The following is a 22601-nucleotide window of genomic DNA, read 5'->3' on the forward strand; positions in this document are numbered from 1 at the left end:
CTGCCCAGCACCAACCACCCATAGTTCGTCGGACCGCCGTATGAGTATTGACCAGCGCGCAGCCATGTTGGAGCGCCACGCCGCCACACGACTTTCCTGCGTCCGGAGCTATAGCTGGAGATCGCCAATCAAAGTTATGTGCCCACCGGATCGCAGGTACTCCTCCACGACAGACTGAGATGTCTCGCTGCTCTCGCCGTGCGTGCAGCATGGGCACGAATAGGTGACCTGGGGAGGCACAAACTGCTTTCGGAACTCTTGAAAGGTGACGCTGACAGGTGAACTTTGGGAATGGTGGACTCGCAGCAATTGCACAGCCCTGAGGTCCGAACGACCGAGCTGGCTGGAGAGCCTGTCCTGAAATTTGTGAGCACCCGAGCTCTCGGAGTTGTTCCATTCAGAAGTACTCATCTCGGCAATTACTACCTCATTCTTCATACAGCTTGACAAGGATCCGAGCCCCGCAGTGTCGGCATCGCCCTCCCCTTCAAAACGGAAGTGAGGGAACGTTTTATGGCAGGACTGGCAACAGAGCCTTACCACGGTGCCCGATACCCTTCGCAATTGGCTCACTACTGATTCTCCCTGCATCGATGATCAAATAGATTCCGCCTCCGGCGTGCTTACGGCGAGATGACACCTCGGAAGCATGCATTGGGGCTATGGCTGCCCACAGCGCCCTGCCTCTTCACTCTTCTGGAAGCGCCGCTACTTTCCATTGAGCATCGATGGACTCTCGGGTAGCGAAATGCCCCGCCGGTAACTGGGCGAGCGCAACCAGCGTGTCGTCGAGGCGAAGGATGTTGTCCAGTCGGACCAGCTGCATGCGCTCCATGGTGAAATCTCCATTGCCACAATGGAACTGCCACGTCTCCTCCTCCTCGTCCACTTCGCGGCACACGTACAGCACCGGCAGCCGCCCCTTGGTGATGTACTCGGAAGTCACCACCATGGCGTCGAGCATGATTGGGAAAGGATTGTTCTGGGTGGGCATGTGTGTATCCAGCTCGATAGTGGGTGAAGGCCGTGGCATTGGTCGGAGGGAATGATTCGCCGCGCTCGAGACATGCAACGCCAGCGATGTCGTTGACCAGCTGATCAAGCGGGCTGGCATCCTCTGCCGGTTGGCCCCTTCGCACCGACTGCAGCCGCTCACGTGCTGGGCCCGCGTCGTATTCGCCCCGGCCGGCATTGAACTGCTGCACCTCATTGAAGATCGCCCCGCGCACCCGCGGGATTGCGTACCCCGGAAACGGACTCCCACGTAGCGTATCGCACCGCGACATTGCTTCGCTTACTTGAAGCGCCTCGAGAAGAACTCCACACCTGTCGCGTCGTCCAGGTAGACATCCAACTCTTCCTCCCTACGCACCAGACGCATGGCAGGAGGAAGTCCTTGTTCGCCAATGAAGTGGTGACTGGCACTCAACGACCTGTCAAAACTCCAGCCATCCGGGACGACGACTGGCTGAGGCAAGTCGGCGCCCACTGCGCAAACTGAGACTTCCTTATCCGACTCCCCGTTCCATTCTGTTCGCCCAAATTCTGCCCAGCTGCAAGGAAAACAGAAGCCTGAGCGCTGATCCACAACAACAATGTCTAGAGCCCCCAACTCATCCTTGAACCTAAGACCCCTTGACTCAAGCGTCCTTACATACGTCTCAACGTCCACAGGATTCAGGAAGGTCACGGCTGCGAGCTTCCCGTCAGCACGCAGGGAATCGTTCGGAACATCCCGCTTGAACTGTGCGACACCACCTTGATAGGCGCCCAGATTCTTATCACAACGAACTACCACAGATATGCCTTCAATCAGGACTGCCATTTCAACCCCGTCGACGAGAAATAAGAAATTCTTTGCGCCAGTCAATAAAGGCTTCTCGACTGGGATCTCCTTTCAGCACCAGGTAGTAATGAACTCTTAAAGCCATTCCGGGTGCGCCCTCATGGAATAAAAACTCATCGTCTTGCACCCGCACCCCAATCGATCCACAAAAATCTGGATCGGTAAACTTCTCGTAATATTCCCTGGCCAACTCTTCTGATCGCGCAAGTGAGTAGCCAAAAGTTAAATTCAAACTTTGGGCTATCATGTCAAAATAGTCATTCACATCCTCGTCCGCGCGGATACTTTGATTCACCCTAACTCTCCACATGCCAATTAAACAGGTCCGCCGCCCTCTCGGCATGAATGCTTGTTTGGTCAGATCGCTTCGTTAGTGAGAACATCTTACCCGTCCTATCACTGTATCGAAGCGCACAGCAGGCCTTTGACCATACCATATGCCCCTCCCCCGTGAGGCTGGATACGCGTCGCATCTTGCGGTCTCTTATGGTTCCAAACGGAACTCTGCCATTCTTCGTTTGATCCATCGAACTCTAGTTTGTTGAGCTTATCCAACTGATAATTTGCAATCTTGTATACGACAACCTCGAAGGCTTCTTCCCCTACGTCAGTTTTGCGCGCAGCAGAACTGAGGGCTTCTTCCTTGGAACCCGTCAGGTAGAAGCCTTGGCCGAAATCGCTGGCATCATTGCCCTTTGCAAGGTCAATCCCCTGCGTCCGAATCGCGTTAGCGCCTTCCGGCGTTGTACCGTGATACAGCGTGGTGAAGTTGTCCGCCCCCAACCCCCACCCTTCCGTCTCACGGGCTATCAAACCGCGTGAGACGAACGGCACATGCTCAGCCACCGCGGCTGCCGCGCGAACTCCCTTGGCGATTCCATACACGAACAGGCCACCTTCAACGACGCCAGCGGTCGTGAGCTCGCCCGTAGAGTAGGTAAAGTTCGGGATGTTGGTTACCTTCCCGGTACCCCTGACGAGCCAACCCATTGGTGAGGCAAACGAAGACAGATTTACGAAGTCAATCGCAATGTCTCCCCCCCACTTCAATTGGCCGCACCACCATGACGGTATCGACACCGAGTAGGTAGCTGTTGCTGATGATGAAGAGTACAGCCAGCAGATCGCCGGGACGTACCAGTTGCCAGGGAAGCCGACATTGCTCATCGCCGACGGCGAACGGCTGTTTTTGCAATACGCGCTGTTCGGCGCGCAGCGGCTTGAACTGCATGCACAGTCCAGCACGGCCTTCATCATGACCGACCAGGAAATGGTGCTGAACGTGCAACGTGCCGGATACGGGCCCATAACCGGGTTTGCATTGGTGCGTGGTGCGAACACTTACATGGCAACGCGATCTGAGTAGAAGTGGCGTTGCTGTCGTTTCACCGCTGGCGCTGGCGGTTCGGCCGGCTCGCCGCTTCATTTTCCAGCGGGAAGGAATCGCCCCAGACCTCGATATCAAGGCCATTGAGGTTCCGATCCAAGGACACGCAGTTCTGGATCAAGGACCGGAGCACGTAGGCAGGCGATCGTTCGCTGCGCCACGCGGAGAGCTGGAAGGCGCGACGAAGACCGGGGTCCACCTTCACCCGTAAGTAGACCTGCTTCTTCATGGGATGACGTCCTCGGGAAGGAACTGCCCCAGGTCAGAGTTGATCTCGCCGTGGAAGATCGTACGTTCCACGAACCGGGGCACCCGTGGGTCTTCCACTGCCGGCGTGCCCAGCAGCTTGATGGTGATGACTCCCGCGCAGGCTTCAATCTGCAGCTTGCGGCCCACGTTGAAGCCCATCTGCCGCAGCCACTGGCCACGGATCTTGAGGTAGGGAACCTTCAGCTCTTCGTGGAAGTGCGCGGGTGGCGTGCACGGTGCGGATTGCGCCCGGCGTTCGCGTGCGCGGCGGGCAATCGCGGATTGGGAAGGGTAGTCGTTGTAGCTGTCGTCGGGTCGCTGCCTTTTCATGGTGTGCCTCCAGTAGGAAGATCCCCCGCCGGGATGGCGAGGGAGTCGGGAGGTTAGAAACCGTAAAACACGAAAAATCGGCGGGCGTATTTCCACGAGGGTGTTGTATTAGCCACCCTCCCGACGCAGGACATCCAATTCTCGTGTTTTTGGAGTTTCTACGCTCCGGAACACACCATGCGCGCCGCTGCCAACGATGGGAAATTGTTTGTGCCTCTTGATTTCCGGACTTCGGTAGGCAAAACCTTCTCGATGACGCATATGGCGCTGAAAGCGCAGCTACCAACAGACTGCGCATATGAAGAAGATGAGTTCGGTAGCAACAATCAATCAGACTGGCACTACGGACCACTGAGCGCTCCTGAGCCCCGCGGCCCAGTAAGCTGGTTCCAGCGCGGGCTCCACCAGACTACGTTCGGCGGACTTCATCGCCGTGCGTGCCCGCTCGAACCACACACGTGATCGCAACCATCGGAGGCGATTCTTCAGCATCGCAGGTACGCACTTACGTACTCCCTGCGCCAGTGAAGGTAGGCCTTTAGACTTGGATCACCGTTCAACACCAAGTAGTAGTGAAGGCTGAGCGCCAGCTCGAAGCCTCCCAGCCGACGGATCCCAATCTCGTACTGCCTGCCCTGTCAGGGGATTGAGGTCCCCGCCCGCGGTTCGAACGGGGGGAGTCAAGCTTGGATCGCGCGGCCAACCGCGAATCGGACATCAGCGACTCCCATGGAAGCAGATCAGTGGACGTTCAACTCTGGAGAATCGAGTAACTCTGAGGGCTCGTCCATGCAACCGTTCTGTACCCCTGAGAACCGCACGGCTGTCCTGCGGGAAACGAGCGGCGGAATGGGGAGGCTACCGTGGTGGCGGAGCCCGGCTGTCAGCGCCATGTGACCTCTCGGACTATGTGACGGTGAACCCAAGGCGAAGTTCCAGCGCCTGCTCCGCGTCCTGCGCTTCGACGTCATTGAAGAGCTTTGCGTATCTATCGAATGTGGCATCACCAAGGGTGAGACGACTTTGCATAGCGTTCTTCCAGATGATCTGGATGGGTCGCTCGACGTCCGTCGTCAGTCGATCCCAAAGGGCGGCCGAATTATAGCCATAGAAGTCGCCAAGCCTCAGCTTGGCGTGCAGAAGTTCGTGCAGCTCCCGCTCACTTCCGATCTTACTTCCATCGATTACTACAATCATATCCGCATCACCCCTTGTTCGATGCCTATCGGACCACTAGCAAGTTATGTTGAAGCCCCGAGTAGCCCCCTACCCTGCCTCGGTGCGGCTAATGAGGCCTCACCACAGGTCAATTCGCGCGCATTCGAACTGGATCATATCCCCGTTCTGCAGACCTCCAGGAAGATAATCTTCAACTATCAGAGTCAGGCCACCCACTGCAAGAATCTGCTTGGCGGCATCGAGCACTCTGGCAACCACATTTTGCATCAGCTCACTGTCGGCGACCTTCTTGATCACGACCTGACGCTGATCCGAGAGCATGGCGTGTCTGATGCTGAGCACGTGAAGCGGCTCAGTCACCTCATCGCCCACGCGGGCCGCGCATGGCTGGGAGAACACAACGCACGACACCTCGCCATCGCTAAGCTCTACCTCAGCTTCACACGCAGCCTCAGACAACCAACAGATGCTCACTACCTTCATCCTGCTCACGACGATGGGCTTGGCAGCTTCGTGAACATACGGTGGTCTTCCGAGTGACCAGCGGCTCTCGTCTTCGTGCAGGCGTGCAAGCAGCGCCTTCGCCAGCTCCATTTCGGCACCACCCGCTCGAACGTAGCGCTCAAGTGCACTGCAGACTCGCCCATAGAAATAGACCCCGCTCATGAACAACTCTGGGTGCGCGAGGTAACACTCTTCCTGAGGCACGTGTGCCCTGAAGCTCGCCCATGCTGGCCATGCTTCGTAGCCGGGCTCATCAATGGGACTGCTCGAATCGCGGCGCTCGATCTCCCAACCGGGATCCCCCTCAACTCCGCCAACCCTGTGTCCATCGGTCGTCAACCATGACAGCTCCTCGATTCGATTGTATGTAAGGACACAATCGAGTGCGAACCTGAAGGCCCCCTTTGGATGCTTGTAGCCGTAAGGGATGTTTGAAAGCTCGAAATAGTAGGGCATTACGTCTTTCCTTCTGCCGTGGCAGGTCCTTCCAGAGTGGCCTGCCGTCAGCGTGCAACTGCATCAGCAGGCTATGGGGCATGGCAACCAGCACTGTCCGCGGCTCCCCAATACAGACAGCAGCTGAAGCCCAAGTGCGAGCCAGTCAGCCGGAGACAATCAAGGTAATGTCGGCGCACGCTTTCGCCAGGTGCCGATAGGGGTTTCTTCAGGCTCCCAGGTACGCGCTTACGTACTCTCTGCGCCAGCGAAGGTAGGCCTCTCGACTGGGATCTCCTTTCAACACCAAGTAGTAGTGAATGCTTAGAACCATTTCGAAGCCTCCTTCATGGAAGAAGAGCTCATCGTCGTGAACTCGGAATCCTATTGATCTACAAAAAGCAGGATCGATGAATTTTCCGTAATACTCTCGTACAAGTGCCTCGGAGTGCGAGATTGGATAGCCGAAATGGCGACCAAGGGCCGTGGCAATCTCGCCGAAGTAGTCGTCGACATCCTCGTCCGGGGAAATAGGTGGGTCCATATCACTTCCTCATGCATTGGGAAATCATGCGGAGATCGCTTCAGTTCGCAGGGCTACGCGAGCCAACTCTTCGCGCTGATCTGATCTGATCTGAGATGCGCGGCATCACACCCAAGGGTTGAAGTCCCAATGACGCCATCACGTTTCTAGTTCGGCGCAGGCCTGATCGACAGGAGGGAAATGCCAGCGTTGCCCGGCAAGTACTCCAAGTGACAGTGATACTTTCCTGCAGCGAACAGATCCCAATCTCGTATTGCCTGCCCTGTCAGGGGATTGAGGTCCCCGCCTCCAGATCGAATGGGGGCGCCAAGTTTGGATCGCGCGACCGAGCACGAATCGGACATCAGCAGCGCCCATGGAAGCAGAAGTGCGCTGGCGCCATAGCCCGAACCTTCGCCATGTATCTGAACAGTGTCGATTGATTCCCCGTCCTCGGACACCAAGGAGAAGCCGAGATCACCGGCAGTTACGTAAGTACGACCTGCAATCCGGGTGGTTACTACGTCGACAGCCTCGTACCTGGTGAGGACGCTATCCAGGAATGGAGCGAGCAGGGAGCCAACCAAGGTTTCAGCGGGCAGCATATGGACCGCCACGAACGCATGCAGCCACGAATTCTTTACGCCAGTCAATGAATGCGTCTCGACGTGGACTTCCTTTCAGCACCAAGTAGTACTGAACTCTGAGCGCCATCCCGAGAACTCCCTCGTGGAAGAAAAACTCGTCATCCTGCACGCGCATCCCTATTGATGAGCAGAAGATCGGATCAGTGAACTTGCGGTAATACTCCCTTACCAGGTCTTCTGATTGCGACAAGCAGTAGCCAAAGCTCAAGCTCAAGCTTGTGACTATCATATCGAAATAGTCGTTGACATCCTCATCCATGGAAACACCAGGATTCATCTCACTGCCTCGTGTGTTGAGGAATCACGCGGGGGAAGGTCAACGCGACCCGCTCAACGTCATCAGAGAACCCTACTTCCGCGCTGCTGTGAGGCGTCGGCTCTGTCGTCCAGTGTCTCAACGACAAGAGGGATGTCCGGATTCTGAGAGCGTTGGTCAGTGGCCGCTTCATATGCACGACCTGTCGTACTTTTGTCCACCCATCTGACACGCGCAATATCTCGTTCCCTTCCGCGCTGGCAAGTTCGACGGCCCTGGCGATCTCTGAAGACATGATTCGTGGATGGTGCATGTAAGCAACCTCTTGGCCGTAAGTCTGATGAGCCGACGCTTCGGGGAAGTACCGGTGTGGTTGTTCCCGCTAGTAGCTTCTGCGAACCCGCGCGGCTGATCCATGATCGAGACTGAATTCTCCAGCGAGCTCCAGCCAGCGGGTTTCCTGGTAGCAGCCAACTACGACCTCTACGCCTCCGGCGGTTTGCGCGATAGCCCCAAAGTGCGCATCCTTGCCGAGGTCGGGCGCCTTGTAAGACCTGATGAACTCGCCGCTGTAGGAGTACAAGCGAAGATTCTCAGAGCCAAACTCAGCGTAGTTCCCAATGATCGCAACCAGATTGTGGGCTGCAAGGTGTGCCACCGCAATGGGAGGCATCTCCATGGCCACCGCTGTCGTCCCACCTCGCCAGCTCCAGGGCACCAGAGGATCGGAGTCCCAGAAAGACCACATGAAGGAGAAATCGGAAGGGCCACTTTCCGCATTTCCAGTGTTCACCATGTTCACCACGTACTGGTTTCCGTAGGGACACATTCTGTCGCCGCATTCTCATTCGCCAAGAGGATCGATGTCCAGCGTCTTTTGCCGACCGGATGTCTGAGCGAAATCAATGGCCGCGGCGCCGCCGATGATCCAATGCAAACGACCGCCCGTCGCCCGCTGGGCGATCGGCTGCGCGAGCTCGGCTATAAGGAGCGAAATGACAACGACAACGATTCCGGCGCGGCAGATCCGCGCCCAGTACGACGCTTCCACCCTTCGCGTTTACCAGGCCTACTCGGACTCCATCGCCGACAGCGCCCTCAAGCACCAGACCTTTTTCGCCCCGCCCTTCAAGATGGAGCGGATGACATGGATCAAGCCCTCCTTCCTGTGGATGATGTATCGCGCCGGATGGGGCTACAAGGATGCGGGTCAGTCCCGAATCCTGGCCATCGACATCACCCATGAGGGCTTCGCATGGGCGCTGGCTCACGGCTGTGCCAGCCACCCCGAACCGGGCATGGACGCACAGGAATGGGAGGCGCTCAAGAGCCGCTCACCGGTCCGCATCCAATGGGACCCCGAGCGTGACCTGCACCACCCGCCGCTGGAGCACCGTGCCATCCAGATCGGATTGAGTGGGGAGGCCGTGCGGCTGTACACCGGGGAGTGGATCCAGCGTGTCACCGATGTCACGCCGCTGGCCCATCGGATCTGCGGGTTGGTAAGGGAGGACAGGCTGGATGAGGCCAGAGCGGCGCTGCCAATTGAATCAGCGTACACGCCGGCTTGAGGATATAGACAGATGACAAAGCAACTCACAGAGACCAGCAAGTTCCTCAGCTACGTACTACGCCATCAGCCCGAGGCAATCGGGCTGACGCTGGACACCGAAGGGTGGGCTGACGTTGATGCACTGATCGCCGGCGCAACGTCCGCCGGCCGAGAGCTGGATCTGGCACTTATCCAGCAGATCGTGAGCACGAACGACAAGAAGCGCTTCACGCTCTCCGATGACAACAGCCGCATTCGTGCAGTGCAGGGTCACTCCACCGATAGCGTTGCCATACAGCACATTGCCAAGGTTCCCCCTGCACTGCTCTACCACGGAACGGCGACGCGGAACCTTGAGTCGATCCTGACGGAAGGGCTGCGTCCGGGCCAGCGACACCATGTGCACCTTTCCGAGGACACCACCACCGCCACGACCGTTGGCCAGCGTTACGGCAGTCCTATCGTGCTGACAGTTGATGCGCTTCGCATGCATCAACAGGGCTATACGTTCTTCCAGGCTGACAATGGCGTCTGGCTGACTGACCACGTGCCGAGGGAATTTGTAGAGCGGAGGGCAATCAAGGGCTAGGCCCCGGGTGAATGGTATGCCCTGATTTTTGATTCGTCTTTCACTGAGACTCTGCCCGCATCGGCATCGACAACGATGTTGCGGCACTTGCAAGCGACCGCATTGACCGGCAACGAGGGCAGTGATTCACCACACATCTCGCAGGTGTAGCTGATGTCGTCGCCGACAGGAAATCCCTTGGATGGATCGAACTGAATAGGTTTCTTCACTTTCAGAACTCACGGATGGGTTGGGAATCTTCCAATGCTGTGTACAACACTTCAACCTTCGGCACGGTCCAGCTCAGCCATGAGCCTGGATAACAATGCCCTGTGAACACCAGAGCCAGCTGTCTCGCTCATCACCGTCATGGAGTTCAGCTACCTAAGCTTCCGCAACTCAAGGTTGTATATCTCGAACATCTTCGCCCGCCCCAGCGCCTTGTTGCCGGCGTCGAATGCTGAGAAGGCGATCTGCAGGCTCTCGTCTATCATTGCCACCTTATCCAGATCCCGTTTGATCAGCCCCCTCACTGCCGCCCAATCCTCCAGCACCGCCTGCTTGTTCATCTTGTACGTACGCTCCATGTCACCCCACAGCTCAACTTTGTAGTCCGGGTAGTCGTCGGGCGCATTGGTCGCAGCAGATACTGATCCGGCAAAGTTCAGCAGTCTTTCGGACAAGCTGCTCATGATTTCCTCATTATTCTATTTGTTCAGGTGACGGGATAAGGACCGCGCCCATTCTTGCTGGACTCACGATTGCCGTTGCCGCGGTTGGGCTACCAAGCGCCTGGTGTTCCGTTTTGCGACCAGCAGAACGCATCCGCAAGCATCTCGTGGAGCAGGTTGCAGGCTTGGTCCTCAGTGAGTCCAGCCGCTACAGCAATGAACTCCCCTCGCTCCTTGTACAGCACGCCCCATCCGTCACCCACTCTTACGACAGAGTAGGACTCACTTTGATCCGCAAGTTTGTCGATGGAGTAGAGACATTCATTGACCTCTCTAAGCGCGAGAGCGCTCCTTAACTCATCGCGATTCATGGTAGCTGGTCCTCGATTCTCCGCTGCTCGGGTAGAGGCAATTCGTTCCGGGGCGCCTCATTCTCGAGACAGTCCGACGTTGATGCGACACCAATTTGGCAGATCTAGACAGAGCGTGCAGAAGTCGTCGACAGGGCTGAGACCAAGCGTTCGCAGGCGCCGTACGAACTCTTGAAGGGCTTCGTCTCCGAATGCAGGCCCAAACGACATCAGGTCCTCATCCATGTCCAGCGGCGCATCCACTTCCATTGCCTGCAGGACGAGGGCATCTGCGATGAACTTGGCACGCAATGCATCCCTGCGGACGATCAATCCATATTCACCGGTGGCGGAGATCGATCTCATCTCATCGGTTCCTGGAGGTTGTCGCGCTCGCTGAAGCCGCCCGGGTGTGCCCGAGCCGCCTGGATCACCTCTTCGGTTACTTCGTGCTCCATGCTCCCCTCTCGGCATCCACGCGTGGCGGCGGGTTCGCGCAAGCGTAGCGGAGTTGCGTTCGCCCCCACAGGCCAGGCTGCCGGTGCAGGCTCACTTTCTGGAACTGTGCTCTGCGTCGGGCGCTGGCGTTTCTGGCCCAGCCGTTGTGTGGGAAGGGTCACAGCACTTCTCCACGAATTATGGAATCTTATGAAGGAAATCATAATTATGGTTTTGGCCGTAAAGATCCATAATGAATACGCTCGCCGACATCCACTACTTCCCCCGCGGGGATCTGGTCCACACGGTCCATCAGGCGCTGGGCTCCGGGCTTACCCATGCCATCACCATGTTCGCCGCGCGGCGTATGGGGAAGACCCTCTTCGTGAGGAACGACCTCGTCCCGGCGGCTGAGGCGTGGGGCTGGCGGGCGTGCTACATCGACCTATGGGTCAGGCGGGACCATCCGGAAGTAGCTCTTGTGGAGGAGCTGGAAGCCGCCGCGCGGCCCAAGGGCCTTTTGTCGAAGGCCATCAAGCCTGACAAGGTGACCGCCAAGACGGCTTACGCGGGATCAGGGGTACACGCCGAGTGGACAAAGACGGGTGCGCAAGCTGACCTGCAAGGCAGGCTCAGAACCGCAATGCAGAATCTGGCGCAGGCCAGCAACAAGCCGGTTCTGCTGATCCTGGATGAGTTCCAGACGCTCGCTGCCGGAATGCACGAGGATTTCGTCGCCTGCTTCCGCGCTTCGATGCTTGAGCTGCAGCCGAAGTTGAAACTCTTCTTTACAGGCTCCTCCCGCGACGCACTCAATGAGATGTTCCGCAAGCGTAGAGCGCCGCTGTTTGACGCGGCGCTTTCATTGCCTCTGCCGCAGCTGGGCAACGACTTTGTGGCCAACCGCGCCCACATTTTTGCGCAGATGACCGGACGCAAGGTTGATCAGGTGGAGTTGGCCAGCGTCTTCGAACGCATTGCCCGGGTGCCGCTCTACCTCAACCAGATCATCCTGCACATGGTGGTTGGCATCACATCGGATCCGTGGGATGGCCTGCGCCGCTGGCAGCACGAGATAGGCGAAACCGGTCTACGCGAGCAGTGGCTGAGGTTGAAACCGATCGACAGGATCATCCTGCAGCACCTGGCAACCCACCAGCCGGAGAGCCTGTTCAGTACGGACTTCAGCGCCATGGTCACTGATCGACTGGAGGAGAAGAACGCGTGCAACCCCCAACGGGTTCAAACCGCCGTCAATCGACTGGTGAAGAACCTGGTGCTGGCACCCAAGGGTGAAAAGGGCGAGTACGAGATCGAAGACCGCGCGTTGGCAACGTACCTCGCGAGGGGGTCGATTCCAGCCCACTGAGACATCCAGCGGAGATGCCCGCACCAGGCAGACATCCGGCGAACCGCACTGCGGCGTCACTTGCTGCTGACGTACTTCTCCCGCCGCACCTGCGGCGTCGGCAAGCCCGCTTCCTTCAGGGCCTCGAAGGTCGCATCCACCATATCCGGGTTGCCGCACAGGTAGGCGATGTCGGTGGCGGGGTTGGGGGCAAACTCGGCCAGGTGCTGCTGCACGTAACCATGGCGGACGTCCGGGTGCGGGTTCTCGGGCAGCTCGCGGGACAGGCACGGTACGTAGCGGAAGCCCGGGTGGGCGGCGGCGAAGGCGTAGAAGTCCTCGCTGTAGAGCAGCTCTTCGGGGGTGCGGGCGCCCTGCAGCAGCACCACTTCCACCCCGCGTTCGGCCATGGCGGTGGCCAGCAGCGGCAGCATGGAGCGGTACGGGGTGACCCCGGTGCCGGTGGCGATGAGCAGGTAGCGGGCGTTGTGGTCGCCCGGCATCAGGCAGAACCGGCCGAACGGGCCGCTGGCGGTCACGTGGCCGCCCAGGTCCAGGCCCTCGAACAGGGCCGTGGCGGCGCCGCCGGGCACAAAGCTGACTGCAATATCAACGGCTTCGCCCGGGGCCAGGGCGTGGTCGTGGATGGTGGCCAGGGAGTAGCTGCGCTTGGTGGCGGTGCCGTCGGCGTACTCGAAATGGACCTGGATGAACTGCCCGGGCTGGAAATCCAGCGGTTGGCCGTCATCACGCAGGAACTGGTAGTGGCCGACGGTGGGGGCCAGCATGCGCCGGTCGATCAGCTTGAGGGGGAATTGAACAGGCACGAATTTGGGAAACAGTGTGTAGCCGGGGCAAACCCCTGAGGCCTTCTATAATAGCCGCTCCCCCGCCCCTATCCAGCGCCGTCCCTTGGGCGCGAAGGCAAGAGCTTGGCATCCCAGAACACTCCCGCGACCAGTACCGCCCCCGCCCTGCGGGTGCGCGACCTCCGCAAGACCTATGACAACGGCACCCAGGCCCTGAAAGGGGTTTCGCTGGACGTTGCCCCGGGCGACTTCTTCGCGCTGCTGGGCCCGAACGGGGCCGGCAAGTCCACCCTGATCGGCATCATCAGCTCACTGGTGAACCTGAGCGAGGGCCAGGTGGAGGTATTCGGCAGCGACCTGGTGCGCAACCGCAGCGCCACCATGCGCCTGATCGGCCTGGTCCCGCAGGAAATCAACTTCAACCTGTTCGAGAAGCCCTTCGACATCCTGGTCAACTACGCCGGCTTCTATGGCGTGGCCCGCGCCGAGGCCGAGAAGATGGCCGAGGAGGAGCTCAAGCGCGCCCACCTGTGGGAAAAGGCGCAGGTGATGAGCCGCACGCTGTCGGGCGGCATGAAGCGCCGGCTGATGATCGCGCGGGCGATGATGACCCGCCCGCGCCTGCTGATCCTGGATGAGCCCACCGCGGGCGTGGATATCGAGATCCGCCGCGACATGTGGCGGGTGCTGAAGGAGATCAACGCGGCCGGCACCACGATCATCCTCACCACGCATTACCTGGAAGAGGCCGAGCACCTGTGCCGCAACTTGGCGATCATCAACCACGGCCAGATCGTGACGCAGGGGCCGATGCGCGAGCTGCTGGCCAAGCTGGACGTGGAAGGCTTCCTGTTCGATATCGACGGTGAGCTGCCGGCCCAGCTGCCGGTGATCGAGGGCACCACGATGGTGGCCATCGACGGGCACACGCTGGACGTGGACATGCCGCGCGCGATGGATCTGAACCGGGTATTCGCGGCGCTGAACGCGTCGGGCATCCGGGTGCGGTCGATGCGGACCAAGAGCAACCGCCTGGAGGAGCTGTTCGTGCGCCTTACCGGCAACCAGGAGAACGCGGCATGAGCAGCACCCCGACCCCGGTCCTGACCGACGGCCAGCGCAACCGGATTGCGCTGATGACGATCGTGCGCCGCGAAGTGGCGCGCATCCTGCGCATCTGGGGCCAGACGCTGGTGCCGCCGGCGATCACGATGACGCTGTACTTCCTGATCTTCGGCGGGCTGATCGGTTCGCGCGTGGGCGAGATGGGCGGCTACAGCTACATGCAGTTCATCGTGCCGGGCCTGGTGATGATGAGCGTGATCCAGAACAGCTACGGCAACATCAGTTCGTCGTTCTTCGGTGCGAAGTTCGGGCGCCACGTGGAAGAGCTGCTGGTGAGCCCGATGCCGAACTGGGTGATCCTGTGGGGTTACGTGGCCGGTGCGGTGCTGCGCGGGTTGATGGTGGGCGTGATCGTGCTGCTCATCGCGATGTTCTTCACGCCGGTGCGCATTCCGCACCCGCTGGTGACGCTGACCACGGTGCTGCTGGGCGCGACGATCTTCTCGCTGGCCGGTTTCATCAATGCGGTGTACGCCAAGAAGTTCGATGACGTGGCGATCGTGCCGACCTTCATCCTGACCCCGCTGACCTACCTGGGCGGCGTGTTCTATTCGGTGAAGCTGCTGCCGACGTGGGCGGTAGCCGCTACGCATGCGAACCCGATCTTCTACATGGTGAACGCCTTCCGCTATGGCCTGCTGGGCACGAGCGATGTGCCACTGTGGGTGGCGTATGCGCTGATGATTGGTTTCGTGGTGGTGCTGACCGCGCTGGCGCTGTGGCTGCTGAAGCGTGGCGTGGGTATGCGGAGCTGATCTACCCCGGTAGCGTCGGCCGTTGGCCGGCCCTCGATATAGATGGAGAGAGGCATGCGCATACTTGTACTTGGCGCCGGTGGCACTGGCGGTTACTTCGGCGGTCGTTTGGCCCAGGCGGGTGTGGACGTTACCTTCCTGGTCCGTCCTGCCCGCGCGGCACAGTTGGACAGCGAAGGATTGGTGATTCGCAGCCCGCTGGGTGACGCAACCTTCCCGGTCGCGCACGTCACTGCCGATGCACTGCCTGCGCTTGCCGCGGAGCAACCCTTCGATCTGGTGATCCTGAGCTGCAAGGCCTACGACCTGGACAGCTCCATCGAGGCGATTGCACCTGCGGTGTCGTCGCGTACGACGGTGCTGCCGATCCTCAACGGGCTGCGCCACTACGCGGCACTGGATGCGCGCTTTGGCCGCGACGCGGTGCTGGGGGGGCTGTGCTTCATCAGTGCGACCAAGGCGGCCGATGGCGCGGTGCTGCATCTGGCCCCGGCGGCGAAGCTGACCTTTGGCGAGCGTGATACGCCGGGCAGCAGTGCGCGGGTACTGGCCCTGGCGGCGGCGTGCGTGCAGGCCGGGGTGGACCATGTGGCCAGCGATGCCATTGGGCAGGAGCAGTGGATCAAGTACACGTTCCTGACCACCTTGGCGGCGGCAACCTGCCTGATGCGGGCGGATGTGGGCACGATCGTGGCCACGGATGATGGCGCGGATATCGTGCGCGGGCTGTATGCCGAATGCCTGGCGGTGGCCGAGGCGGCGGGTGAACCGATTCCGGAGAAGGCGCAGGCGGTGGCACTGGCCGCGACCACGCAGGAAGGCTCGGCGCTGAAGGCGTCGATGCTGCGCGATCTTGAGGCCGGCCAGCAGGTGGAGGCCGAGCAGATCGTGGGCGACATGCGGGTGCGGGCACGCGCGGCCGGCCAGGCGGCACCGCTGCTGGCGGTGGCGTATGCGCACCTGCAGGCTTACCAGCGCCAGCGCGCGGGCTGAGCATGGCTGCCGGCGCTGCACCGACGCGGGTTCTACTGTTGGGGCTTGGGTACAGCGGGCGGCAGGTGGCGGCGCTGTTGCGGGCGCAGGGCGTGGCCTGCAGCGGCACGGTGCGGGCGCCGGAGGCGGCGCCCGATGATGGTGTTGTCCGCCACCGGTTGGTGGCGGGGCAGCCTGTTGATGATGCGCTGCGCGAGGCTATCCGCAGCGCGGAGGCCGTGATCTGCACGGTGCCGCCCGATGATGCCGGCGATCCCGCATTGCGGCTGGTGGCTGCGGCGTTGCGGGAGAGCCCGGCACTTCGCTGGGTGGGCTATCTCTCTTCAACGGCGGTGTACGCCGACCGCGATGGCGGCTGGATCGACGCGTCGTCGGTGGCCGATGCGGTGGATGACACGGCGCGGCGGCGGTTGCTGGCCGAGGCGCAGTGGCGCGGGTTCGCGCGGAACAAGGGCGTGGCGTCTGCCGTGTTCCGCCTGCCGGGGATCTATGGGCGCGGGCGCAATGCGCTGGTGCAGCTGGCGGAAGGGCGGGCGCGGCATGTGGTGAGGCCCGGGTTGGTGTTCAACCGGCTGCATGTGGAGGATCTGGCAGCGGTGGTTGTCGCGGCGATGGGTCGCCCGGGTGAGGCGCTGTATCTGCCCGTCGATGATGAGCCGGCCGCGCCGCAGGAGGTGCTGGCGTTCGCGGCGAAGCTGGGTGGGTTTGCCCTACCGCCTGCGGTGGCATGGGATGACCCGTTGGTAAGCCCGGCGTTGCGCCGGTTCTATGCCAGCAACAAACGTATCGACAGCCGGGGCACGCGCGAAGCGCTGGGCTGGAAGCCGAAGTTCGCCACCTACCGCGAAGGGCTGCAGGACGCCATCCGGTAGGGTTGGTTCCCAAACAACCGCCGATAGCGGTGATCGGTGCTTTGACGCATTGACCTTTCCGGCGACGTGCCTTCGCCACAGGTCATGCCTTCGACGGTGTACCTATGGGTATCGGCGGTCGATCGGGATGCGACCCTACCAGGGCAGCGATACGGCAGGCCCGGGTCAGCGCGCGTCTGGCAGGCGGAAGAACGCGCGCGTCGCTGCCGTCGCATTCGCTGCGGTCAGCTCCACATCCTCGCCGCGATCCCGCGCCAGCTCTTCCACTATATGCGCGAGGAACATCGGCTCATTACGCCGGTCCTTCGGCATCGGCTTCAAACTGCGCGGCAGCAGGTACGGCGCGTCGGTTTCAATCATCAGCCGCTCGGCCGGGATGTGCTTGACCAGCTCGCGCAGGTGCGCGCCACGGCGCTCGTCGCACAGCCAGCCGGTGATGCCGATGTACCAGTCCTGGTCCAGGTAATCGAACAGCTCCTGGCGCTCGCCAGTGAAGCAATGCACCACGGCGGCGCCGATGCGGCCGTCGAAGTTCTTCATCTGCGCCATGAAATCGGCATGCGCGTCGCGCTGGTGCAGGAACAGCGGCTTGCGCTGGCCATCGGCGGCGCGCACGTCACTGGCCAGCTGCAGCTGGCGCTCGAAGGCGCGGTGCTGGGCCGGGCGCGGGGCGAAATCGCGGAAATAATCCAGGCCGCACTCGCCTACGGCCACCACTTCGGCATGCGCGTGCAGCGCGCGCATTTCGGCATCGCATTCGTCGGTGTATTCCACCGCGTGGTGCGGGTGCACGCCGGCGGTGGAATACAGGAAGCCCGGGTGCTGCCGCGCCAGATCGAGGGCCATCGGCGAATGCTCGCGGCTGGCGCCGGTCAGCACCATCTGCACCACGCCGGCGTCGCGGGCGCGGGCCAGCACGGCGTCGCGGTCGCGGTCGAAGGAATCGTGGGTGAGGTTGGCGCCGATATCGATCAGTTGCATGGGGCAGCTACAGGGCAATGAATCGCGGCATTGTAGCCCGGCCGGCTCGCCGGCCCCGCCGCCGGCCCGTATCCTTGCGCCATGAGTAGGCCGAGTTTTCCGATTTCCGAGCTGCTGCCGCAGATCGCCGCGCAGCTGGCCACGCACCCGCGCCTGGTGCTGGAAGCGCCGCCGGGCGCAGGCAAGACCACCCAGGTGCCGCTGGCGCTGCTGGACGCGCCGTGGCTGGAAGGCCGGAAGATCATCATGCTGGAACCACGCCGGGTGGCCGCGCGCAGCGCTGCGCAGTTCATGGCGCGGCAGCTGGGGGAAGAGGTCGGCGGCACGGTGGGCTACCGCATCCGTTTCGAGAACAAGGTGTCGGCGCGCACCCGGGTGGAGGTGGTCACCGAGGGCATCCTGACCCGCATGCTACAGGACGACCCGATGCTGGAAGGCGTGGGCGCGCTGCTGTTCGATGAATTCCATGAGCGCCACCTGGCCGCCGATCTCGGGCTGGCGCTGGCGCTGGATGTGCAGGCGCAGCTGCGCGAGGACCTGCGTATCGTGGTGATGTCGGCCACGCTGGATGGCGAGCGGCTGGCGCAGTTCCTGGAGGCGCCGCGCCTGAGCAGCGCCGGGCGCAGCTTCCCGGTGGCGGTGAGCCATTTCCCGGCCCGCCGCGATGAATCGCTGGAAGCGCAGGCACGGCGCGCGGTGGAGCAGGCCCTGGCCGAGCACCCTGGCGACGTGCTGGTGTTCCTGCCCGGCCAGCGCGAGATCGCGCGCACCCAGGCGGCGCTGGAGCAGGCGCTGCCCGCCGATGTCCAGGTGCTGCCGCTGCACGGCGAGCTGCCGGTGGAGCAGCAGTCGCGCGTGCTGCAGCCCGATCCGCAGGGCCAGCGCCGGGTGGTGCTGGCCACCAACGTGGCCGAATCCTCGGTGACCCTGCCGGGGGTGCGCGTGGTGGTGGATGCGGGGTTGGCGCGCGAGCCGCGCTATGACCCCAACAGCGGCTTTTCGCGGCTGGATGTGGTGAACATCGCACAGGCCTCGGCCGACCAGCGCGCCGGCCGTGCCGGTCGCGTGGCTGAAGGCTGGGCGTGGCGGCTGTGGCCGCAGTCGCAGCGGCTGGAAGCGCAGCGCCGGCCCGAGATCGCGCAGGTGGAGCTGGCCGCGCTGGCACTGGAGCTGGCGGCATGGGGCAGCGCGGACCTGCGCTTCGTGGACGCGCCGCCGGTGGGCGCGATGGCCGCCGCGCGCGAGCTGCTGCAGCGGTTGGGTGCGCTGAGCGACACCGGCACGCTCACCGCACTGGGCCGGCGCATGCTCACGCTGGGCACGCACCCGCGGCTGTCGGCAATGCTGCTGGCGGCCGGCAACGGTACCGAGCAGGCGCTGGCCTGCGACCTGGCCGCGCTGGTGGAAGCGCGTGATCCGCTGCGCCAGGGCGGCGATGCACTGGCCGCGCGGTGGCGGGCACTGGCCGCATTCCGGCAGGGGCGCGTGCCGCAGGATGCCAATCGCGGCGCGCTGGCGGCCATCGATGCGGCCAGCAAGCAATGGCGGCGGCGCCTGCGCTGCGACACCGCGCCGCCGCCGTCGGTGGAGGCCCACCAGCTGGGCGACCTGCTGGCGCACGCCTTCCCGGACCGGATCGCGGCGCGGCATCCCACCGACCCGCTGCGTTACCTGCTGGCCAATGGGCGCAGCGCGCGGCTGTTCGACCCCAGCGACCTGCGCGGTGAGCCGTGGCTGGTGGCGGTGGAACTGCGCTACGAAGCCCGCGATGCGCTGCTGCAGCGCGCCGCGCCGGTGGACGAGAACCGCCTGCGCCGGGATTTCCCGCAGCGTTTCCAGCAGGAGGACGTGGTGCGCTGGGACGCGGACAAGCGGGCGCTGGTGGCGCGCCGCGAAAGCCGCTTCGACCGCATCGTGCTGGACAGCCGCTCGGCCGGGCGGGTGGATCCGGCCCAGGCCGCACAGGCGCTGACCGAGGCGGTGCGCGAGCTGGGACTGGAGGCATTGCCGTGGACTGACGGCCTGCGCCAGTGGCAGGCGCGAGCACTTTCGCTGCGGGCGTGGATGCCGGAGCTGGAACTGCCGGATGTGTCGGATGCGGCGCTGATGGAGACGCTCACGACATGGCTGACGCCGGCGTTCAATGGCAGGACGCGGCTGGATGCGCTGGATGAATCCAGCCTGGGCGAGGCGCTGAAGTCGCCGATGCCGTGGGCGCAGCGCCAGCTGATCGACAAACATGCGCCGGTGCGCATTGCGGTGCCGTCGGGCATGGAGCGGCCGATCACGTATGCGGTGGAGGCCGATGGCAGCACGCCGCAGCCACCGGTGCTGGCGGTGAAGCTGCAGGAGCTGTTCGGGCTGGCCGATACGCCGCGCATCGCCGATGGGCGCGTGCCGCTCACGCTGCACCTGCTCTCGCCGGGTGGGCGCCCGCTGCAGGTCACCCGGGACCTGCGCAACTTCTGGGCCAACACCTATGCCGAAGTCAAAAAGGAAATGAAGGGGCGCTACCCGCGGCATCCGTGGCCCGATGATCCGTGGACGGCCAGCGCCACCCATCGCGCCAAGCCGCGCGGGACCTAACGCCGGCTGACCGCACGACGGCTGCCCACCTGAATGGATCGCGCGGATTGGTTATCGTCGTGACCAGACCGTGGCTGGCGGATAACACGCCCTACACGGCCTCCGCGCGACACTGGATTCCGAACCGAGGCAAAGGACCCCCCAATGAGCAGACTGACCGTGATTACCGACCGCGCCCTGGAGCGTGCACTGGATCTGGCAAGCAGCGCCGGCGACGGCCTGAAGCACGCCGGCAGCAACCTGCGCCACCTCGGCCCGCAGGCAACGGACTGGATCAAGACCGGTGCGGCGCTGGGCGCGGTGAAGACCGGCAGCAAGGTGGCGGCCAAGGCCGTGCGCCGCAATCCGGCAGCGACCATTGCCGTGGCGGCAGTCGGCGTAGGCCTGCTGGGCTATGCGCTGTACCGCAAGCAGCAGAAGAAGAAGCTGGCCAACGGCAGCGTGGTGAATGGGCAGGCCGAGCGCATCAGCGCGCGCAACCGCCGCAACACCACGGTGGTGGATGAGCACAGCGATATCGGCAGCGACGCCTGATCCATCAGGTACGTTGCAGTTGACGAAAACCGCCGGCATGTCCGGCGGTTTTTGTTTGGATCAATCGATCCGCCGCCACTGGCCCGGCTGCAGTTCCTCCAGGCGGTGCGGGCCCATCGCCACGCGCACCAGCCGCAGCGTAGGCAGGCCCACCGCCGCAGTCATCCGCCGCACCTGGCGGTTGCGCCCTTCGCGCAGGGTGATGGCCAGCCAGGCATCGGGCACGGTCTTGCGGAACCGCACCGGCGGCGTGCGTTCCCACAGGGTCGGGGTTTCCAGATGGTCCACGCGCGCGGGCAACGTCGGGCCGTCGTTCAACTGCACGCCCCTGCGCAATGCCTGCACCTGCTCGTCGGTCGGCGTGCCCTCCACCTGCACCCAGTAGGTCTTGTCTTCCTTGTGGCGCGGATCGGTCAGCCGATGCGCGAGCCTGCCGTCGTCGGTGAGCAGCAGCAGGCCTTCGCTGTCGTAGTCCAGCCGCCCGGCCGCGTACACATCGGGTGGCAGGCCGAACCCGGCCAGGGTCGCGCGTGGCGGCTGGCTGCTGTCGGTGAACTGGCACAGGACGTTGAAGGGCTTGTTGATGGCGATGAGCATGGGGCGGGACGTGGGTGACGAGGTGTCATTGTCCCATTACACGGCTTCGGACGCCGTGGTACCGACCAACGGTCGGTACCTACCGGGTGTGGCGACCAACGGTCGCCACACACCGCGGTGCGACCGGGTTACTTCACGAAGCGGAGGGTCATGCGGTCGCTTTCACCGATCGCCTTGTACTTGGCATCATCGGCGGCGTCATGGTTGTTCACCGGCGGCAGGGTCCACACGCCGTTCGGGTGGTCCTTGGTATCGCGCGGGTTGGCGTTGATCTCGCTGCTGCCCGCCAGCTTGAAGCCGGCCGCTTCGGCCATGGCGATGACCTGGGCCTGGCCCACGTAGCCGCTCTTGTCGTCGGCCGGCACGTCGGCCTTGGCGCGGTGTTCGACCACGCCGAGCACGCCGCCCGGCTTGAGCACGCTGTAGAAGCCCTTGAACATGCCTTCGGCCTGGTTGGCGCTGCGCCAGTTGTGCACGTTGCGGAAGGTCAGCACTACATCGGCGGAGTTGTCGGCGCCGAACTTCGGCGCGTTCGGGTCGTAGCCCACGACCTTTGCCTTGTCATACAGGGCCGGGGCGGCGGCGAACTTCTTTTCCAGCCCGTCTTTGCCGCGCTGCTGGTAATCGCGGCCCTTGCCTTCGGCCACGGCCTGCGGATCGACCACGGCGGCCACGTAGGTGCCCTTGTCGCGCAGCAGCGGGGCGAGGATTTCCGAGTACCAGCCGCCGCCGGGGGTGATTTCCACCACCGTCTTACCCGGTTCCACGCCGAAGAACGACAGCGTCTGCGCCGGGTGGCGGTAGGCATCGCGCTTCACGTTGTCCGGGGTGCGGCCCTTGCCGTCGACCGCAGCCTGGACGGCGGCGGTGATGGCCGGCTGGGCATTGGGGCCGGCCGGCTTGATCGCCATGGCGGGAGCGGCAAGCAGCAGCGTGGAGACGGTAAACAGGCAGGCACAGCTGAGCGAACGGGCTTTCATCGGATCACCTACGGTGGCGGGATGCGGCGAGCCTAGCAGCCGCGATGTCAAAGGTGTTCACAAAACGTTAGTGCAGTGCAGCGAAG

General features: G+C 62.6%; 28 protein-coding genes. 10 read left to right on the top strand and 18 right to left on the bottom strand.

All coding sequences use genetic code 11. From position 1 onward, the window contains the following. Window positions 1–688: 688 nt before the first annotated feature. From QMX79_RS00715 to QMX79_RS00745, 7 genes are all read right to left on the bottom strand, one after another. Window positions 689–994, bottom strand: coding sequence for a hypothetical protein (locus tag QMX79_RS00715; protein WP_282243372.1), 306 nt, complete (start codon window positions 992–994; stop codon window positions 689–691). A 300-nt stretch (window positions 995–1294) separates the two neighbouring features. After that, window positions 1295–1825: a hypothetical protein gene (locus QMX79_RS00720; protein ID WP_282243374.1), complete on the bottom strand. Its 531-nt coding sequence runs from the start codon at window positions 1823–1825 to the stop codon at window positions 1295–1297. A 1-nt stretch (window position 1826) separates the two neighbouring features. Further along, the gene (locus QMX79_RS00725; RefSeq protein ID WP_282243376.1) at window positions 1827–2141 is read right to left on the bottom strand and encodes a hypothetical protein; all 315 of its coding nucleotides are present in this window, start codon (window positions 2139–2141) and stop codon (window positions 1827–1829) included. A gap of 101 nt (window positions 2142–2242) precedes the next feature. Further along, complete coding sequence (locus tag QMX79_RS00730) at window positions 2243–2731, bottom strand: DUF3990 domain-containing protein (protein WP_282243378.1); 489 nt, start codon at window positions 2729–2731, stop codon at window positions 2243–2245. A gap of 136 nt (window positions 2732–2867) precedes the next feature. Further along, entirely contained in the window at window positions 2868–3077 is a 210-nt protein-coding gene (locus tag QMX79_RS00735) for a hypothetical protein (RefSeq protein ID WP_282243380.1), read from the bottom strand. Window positions 3078–3231: 154 nt separating this feature from the next. Further along, a complete protein-coding gene (locus tag QMX79_RS00740; RefSeq protein ID WP_282243382.1) occupies window positions 3232–3462 on the bottom strand; it encodes a hypothetical protein in 231 nt (76 codons plus the stop codon). Further along, window positions 3459–3812 carry a SymE family type I addiction module toxin gene (locus tag QMX79_RS00745; protein WP_282243383.1) on the bottom strand — a complete coding sequence of 118 codons (354 nt, stop codon included), beginning with the start codon at window positions 3810–3812 and terminating at the stop codon, window positions 3459–3461. The genes QMX79_RS00740 and QMX79_RS00745 overlap by 4 nt, the downstream gene beginning before the upstream one ends. A 177-nt stretch (window positions 3813–3989) precedes the next feature. Here QMX79_RS00745 and QMX79_RS00750 point away from each other — a divergent pair, with 177 nt between their 5' ends. Further along, window positions 3990–4274: a hypothetical protein gene (locus tag QMX79_RS00750; RefSeq protein ID WP_282243384.1), complete on the top strand. Its 285-nt coding sequence runs from the start codon at window positions 3990–3992 to the stop codon at window positions 4272–4274. A 444-nt stretch (window positions 4275–4718) separates the two neighbouring features. Here the strand turns inward: QMX79_RS00750 and QMX79_RS00755 are convergent, their stop codons facing one another. The 5 genes from QMX79_RS00755 to QMX79_RS00775 all read right to left on the bottom strand — a co-directional run bounded on the left by QMX79_RS00755 (window position 4719) and on the right by QMX79_RS00775 (window position 8158). After that, a complete protein-coding gene (locus QMX79_RS00755) occupies window positions 4719–5009 on the bottom strand; it encodes a barstar family protein (protein ID WP_282243386.1) in 291 nt (96 codons plus the stop codon). A 99-nt stretch (window positions 5010–5108) separates the two neighbouring features. After that, window positions 5109–5951: a hypothetical protein gene (locus QMX79_RS00760; protein ID WP_282243388.1), complete on the bottom strand. Its 843-nt coding sequence runs from the start codon at window positions 5949–5951 to the stop codon at window positions 5109–5111. A gap of 208 nt (window positions 5952–6159) precedes the next feature. Further along, window positions 6160–6474, bottom strand: coding sequence for a hypothetical protein (locus tag QMX79_RS00765; protein ID WP_282243390.1), 315 nt, complete (start codon window positions 6472–6474; stop codon window positions 6160–6162). 570 nt (window positions 6475–7044) lie between these two features. Beyond that, complete coding sequence (locus QMX79_RS00770; protein WP_282243392.1) at window positions 7045–7359, bottom strand: hypothetical protein; 315 nt, start codon at window positions 7357–7359, stop codon at window positions 7045–7047. A 379-nt stretch (window positions 7360–7738) separates the two neighbouring features. Continuing rightward, a complete protein-coding gene (locus QMX79_RS00775) occupies window positions 7739–8158 on the bottom strand; it encodes a hypothetical protein (protein ID WP_282243394.1) in 420 nt (139 codons plus the stop codon). A 193-nt stretch (window positions 8159–8351) separates the two neighbouring features. On the opposite strand from QMX79_RS00775, the gene QMX79_RS00780 reads away from it, so the two are divergent. Further along, complete coding sequence (locus QMX79_RS00780; protein ID WP_282243396.1) at window positions 8352–8927, top strand: DUF4291 domain-containing protein; 576 nt, start codon at window positions 8352–8354, stop codon at window positions 8925–8927. A 12-nt stretch (window positions 8928–8939) separates the two neighbouring features. Continuing rightward, window positions 8940–9497: an RNA 2'-phosphotransferase gene (locus QMX79_RS00785; RefSeq protein WP_282243398.1), complete on the top strand. Its 558-nt coding sequence runs from the start codon at window positions 8940–8942 to the stop codon at window positions 9495–9497. A gap of 359 nt (window positions 9498–9856) precedes the next feature. Here the strand turns inward: QMX79_RS00785 and QMX79_RS00790 are convergent, their stop codons facing one another. Both QMX79_RS00790 and QMX79_RS00795 read right to left on the bottom strand, forming a co-directional pair. After that, window positions 9857–10168 (bottom strand): hypothetical protein, encoded by a 312-nt coding sequence (locus QMX79_RS00790; RefSeq protein WP_282243400.1) that lies wholly within the window; start codon window positions 10166–10168, stop codon window positions 9857–9859. A 407-nt stretch (window positions 10169–10575) separates the two neighbouring features. Continuing rightward, the gene (locus tag QMX79_RS00795) at window positions 10576–10863 is read right to left on the bottom strand and encodes a hypothetical protein (RefSeq protein ID WP_282243401.1); all 288 of its coding nucleotides are present in this window, start codon (window positions 10861–10863) and stop codon (window positions 10576–10578) included. Between the two features lie 325 nt (window positions 10864–11188). Between QMX79_RS00795 and QMX79_RS00800 the strand changes: the two genes are divergently transcribed. Further along, window positions 11189–12304: a hypothetical protein gene (locus tag QMX79_RS00800; protein ID WP_282243404.1), complete on the top strand. Its 1116-nt coding sequence runs from the start codon at window positions 11189–11191 to the stop codon at window positions 12302–12304. 56 nt (window positions 12305–12360) lie between these two features. Here the strand turns inward: QMX79_RS00800 and QMX79_RS00805 are convergent, their stop codons facing one another. Further along, window positions 12361–13110, bottom strand: a complete 750-nt coding sequence (locus QMX79_RS00805; RefSeq protein WP_282243406.1) for a ferredoxin--NADP reductase — start codon at window positions 13108–13110, stop codon at window positions 12361–12363. Between the two features lie 105 nt (window positions 13111–13215). Between QMX79_RS00805 and QMX79_RS00810 the strand changes: the two genes are divergently transcribed. The 4 genes from QMX79_RS00810 to QMX79_RS00825 are packed head-to-tail and all read left to right on the top strand — an operon-like array spanning window position 13216 to window position 16837. Further along, window positions 13216–14175, top strand: a complete 960-nt coding sequence (locus QMX79_RS00810; protein ID WP_068854421.1) for an ABC transporter ATP-binding protein — start codon at window positions 13216–13218, stop codon at window positions 14173–14175. Further along, window positions 14172–14972: an ABC transporter permease gene (locus QMX79_RS00815; RefSeq protein ID WP_282243417.1), complete on the top strand. Its 801-nt coding sequence runs from the start codon at window positions 14172–14174 to the stop codon at window positions 14970–14972. Before QMX79_RS00810 ends, QMX79_RS00815 begins: the two co-directional genes overlap by 4 nt. 54 nt (window positions 14973–15026) lie before the next feature. Beyond that, window positions 15027–15965, top strand: a complete 939-nt coding sequence (gene panE, locus QMX79_RS00820) for a 2-dehydropantoate 2-reductase (RefSeq protein ID WP_282243419.1) — start codon at window positions 15027–15029, stop codon at window positions 15963–15965. A 2-nt stretch (window positions 15966–15967) separates the two neighbouring features. Continuing rightward, complete coding sequence (locus QMX79_RS00825; protein ID WP_282243421.1) at window positions 15968–16837, top strand: epimerase; 870 nt, start codon at window positions 15968–15970, stop codon at window positions 16835–16837. 165 nt (window positions 16838–17002) lie between these two features. Here QMX79_RS00825 and QMX79_RS00830 read toward each other — a convergent pair whose 3' ends face one another. Beyond that, window positions 17003–17818, bottom strand: a complete 816-nt coding sequence (locus tag QMX79_RS00830; RefSeq protein WP_282243423.1) for a TatD family hydrolase — start codon at window positions 17816–17818, stop codon at window positions 17003–17005. An 81-nt stretch (window positions 17819–17899) separates the two neighbouring features. On the opposite strand from QMX79_RS00830, the gene hrpB reads away from it, so the two are divergent. Then, entirely contained in the window at window positions 17900–20404 is a 2505-nt protein-coding gene (hrpB, locus tag QMX79_RS00835; RefSeq protein WP_282243425.1) for an ATP-dependent helicase HrpB, read from the top strand. Between the two features lie 144 nt (window positions 20405–20548). After that, the gene (locus QMX79_RS00840; RefSeq protein WP_068854427.1) at window positions 20549–20938 is read left to right on the top strand and encodes a hypothetical protein; all 390 of its coding nucleotides are present in this window, start codon (window positions 20549–20551) and stop codon (window positions 20936–20938) included. A 60-nt stretch (window positions 20939–20998) separates the two neighbouring features. Here QMX79_RS00840 and QMX79_RS00845 read toward each other — a convergent pair whose 3' ends face one another. Beyond that, on the bottom strand, window positions 20999–21535 hold the full coding sequence (locus tag QMX79_RS00845; protein ID WP_282243429.1) for a pseudouridine synthase: 537 nt from the start codon (window positions 21533–21535) through the stop codon (window positions 20999–21001). 128 nt (window positions 21536–21663) lie between these two features. Then, a complete protein-coding gene (locus QMX79_RS00850; RefSeq protein WP_282243431.1) occupies window positions 21664–22515 on the bottom strand; it encodes a methyltransferase in 852 nt (283 codons plus the stop codon). Window positions 22516–22601 lie beyond the last annotated feature (86 nt).

Source organism: Stenotrophomonas sp. PS02300 (assembly GCF_029959395.1).
GTDB lineage: Bacteria > Pseudomonadota > Gammaproteobacteria > Xanthomonadales > Xanthomonadaceae > Stenotrophomonas > Stenotrophomonas maltophilia_AD.

Bases quoted from the DNA above. Each gene is read 5' to 3' on its own strand.
- QMX79_RS00800 (WP_282243404.1), top strand. From the start codon at position 11,189: ATGAATACGCTCGCCGACATCCACTACTTCCCCCGCGGGGATCTGGTC.
- QMX79_RS00845 (WP_282243429.1), bottom strand. From the start codon at position 21,535: ATGCTCATCGCCATCAACAAGCCCTTCAACGTCCTGTGCCAGTTCACC.
- QMX79_RS00790 (WP_282243400.1), bottom strand. From the start codon at position 10,168: ATGAGCAGCTTGTCCGAAAGACTGCTGAACTTTGCCGGATCAGTATCT.
- QMX79_RS00715 (WP_282243372.1), bottom strand. From the start codon at position 994: ATGCCCACCCAGAACAATCCTTTCCCAATCATGCTCGACGCCATGGTG.
- hrpB (WP_282243425.1), top strand. From the start codon at position 17,900: ATGAGTAGGCCGAGTTTTCCGATTTCCGAGCTGCTGCCGCAGATCGCC.
- QMX79_RS00770 (WP_282243392.1), bottom strand. From the start codon at position 7,359: ATGGATGAGGATGTCAACGACTATTTCGATATGATAGTCACAAGCTTG.
- QMX79_RS00760 (WP_282243388.1), bottom strand. From the start codon at position 5,951: ATGCCCTACTATTTCGAGCTTTCAAACATCCCTTACGGCTACAAGCAT.
- QMX79_RS00830 (WP_282243423.1), bottom strand. From the start codon at position 17,818: ATGCAACTGATCGATATCGGCGCCAACCTCACCCACGATTCCTTCGAC.
- QMX79_RS00735 (WP_282243380.1), bottom strand. From the start codon at position 3,077: ATGCAGTTCAAGCCGCTGCGCGCCGAACAGCGCGTATTGCAAAAACAG.
- QMX79_RS00750 (WP_282243384.1), top strand. From the start codon at position 3,990: ATGCGCGCCGCTGCCAACGATGGGAAATTGTTTGTGCCTCTTGATTTC.
- QMX79_RS00815 (WP_282243417.1), top strand. From the start codon at position 14,172: ATGAGCAGCACCCCGACCCCGGTCCTGACCGACGGCCAGCGCAACCGG.
- QMX79_RS00765 (WP_282243390.1), bottom strand. From the start codon at position 6,474: ATGGACCCACCTATTTCCCCGGACGAGGATGTCGACGACTACTTCGGC.
- QMX79_RS00795 (WP_282243401.1), bottom strand. From the start codon at position 10,863: ATGAGATCGATCTCCGCCACCGGTGAATATGGATTGATCGTCCGCAGG.
- QMX79_RS00755 (WP_282243386.1), bottom strand. From the start codon at position 5,009: ATGATTGTAGTAATCGATGGAAGTAAGATCGGAAGTGAGCGGGAGCTG.
- QMX79_RS00840 (WP_068854427.1), top strand. From the start codon at position 20,549: ATGAGCAGACTGACCGTGATTACCGACCGCGCCCTGGAGCGTGCACTG.
- QMX79_RS00740 (WP_282243382.1), bottom strand. From the start codon at position 3,462: ATGAAGAAGCAGGTCTACTTACGGGTGAAGGTGGACCCCGGTCTTCGT.
- QMX79_RS00780 (WP_282243396.1), top strand. From the start codon at position 8,352: ATGACAACGACAACGATTCCGGCGCGGCAGATCCGCGCCCAGTACGAC.
- QMX79_RS00745 (WP_282243383.1), bottom strand. From the start codon at position 3,812: ATGAAAAGGCAGCGACCCGACGACAGCTACAACGACTACCCTTCCCAA.
- panE (WP_282243419.1), top strand. From the start codon at position 15,027: ATGCGCATACTTGTACTTGGCGCCGGTGGCACTGGCGGTTACTTCGGC.
- QMX79_RS00785 (WP_282243398.1), top strand. From the start codon at position 8,940: ATGACAAAGCAACTCACAGAGACCAGCAAGTTCCTCAGCTACGTACTA.
- QMX79_RS00720 (WP_282243374.1), bottom strand. From the start codon at position 1,825: ATGGCAGTCCTGATTGAAGGCATATCTGTGGTAGTTCGTTGTGATAAG.
- QMX79_RS00825 (WP_282243421.1), top strand. From the start codon at position 15,968: ATGGCTGCCGGCGCTGCACCGACGCGGGTTCTACTGTTGGGGCTTGGG.
- QMX79_RS00850 (WP_282243431.1), bottom strand. From the start codon at position 22,515: ATGAAAGCCCGTTCGCTCAGCTGTGCCTGCCTGTTTACCGTCTCCACG.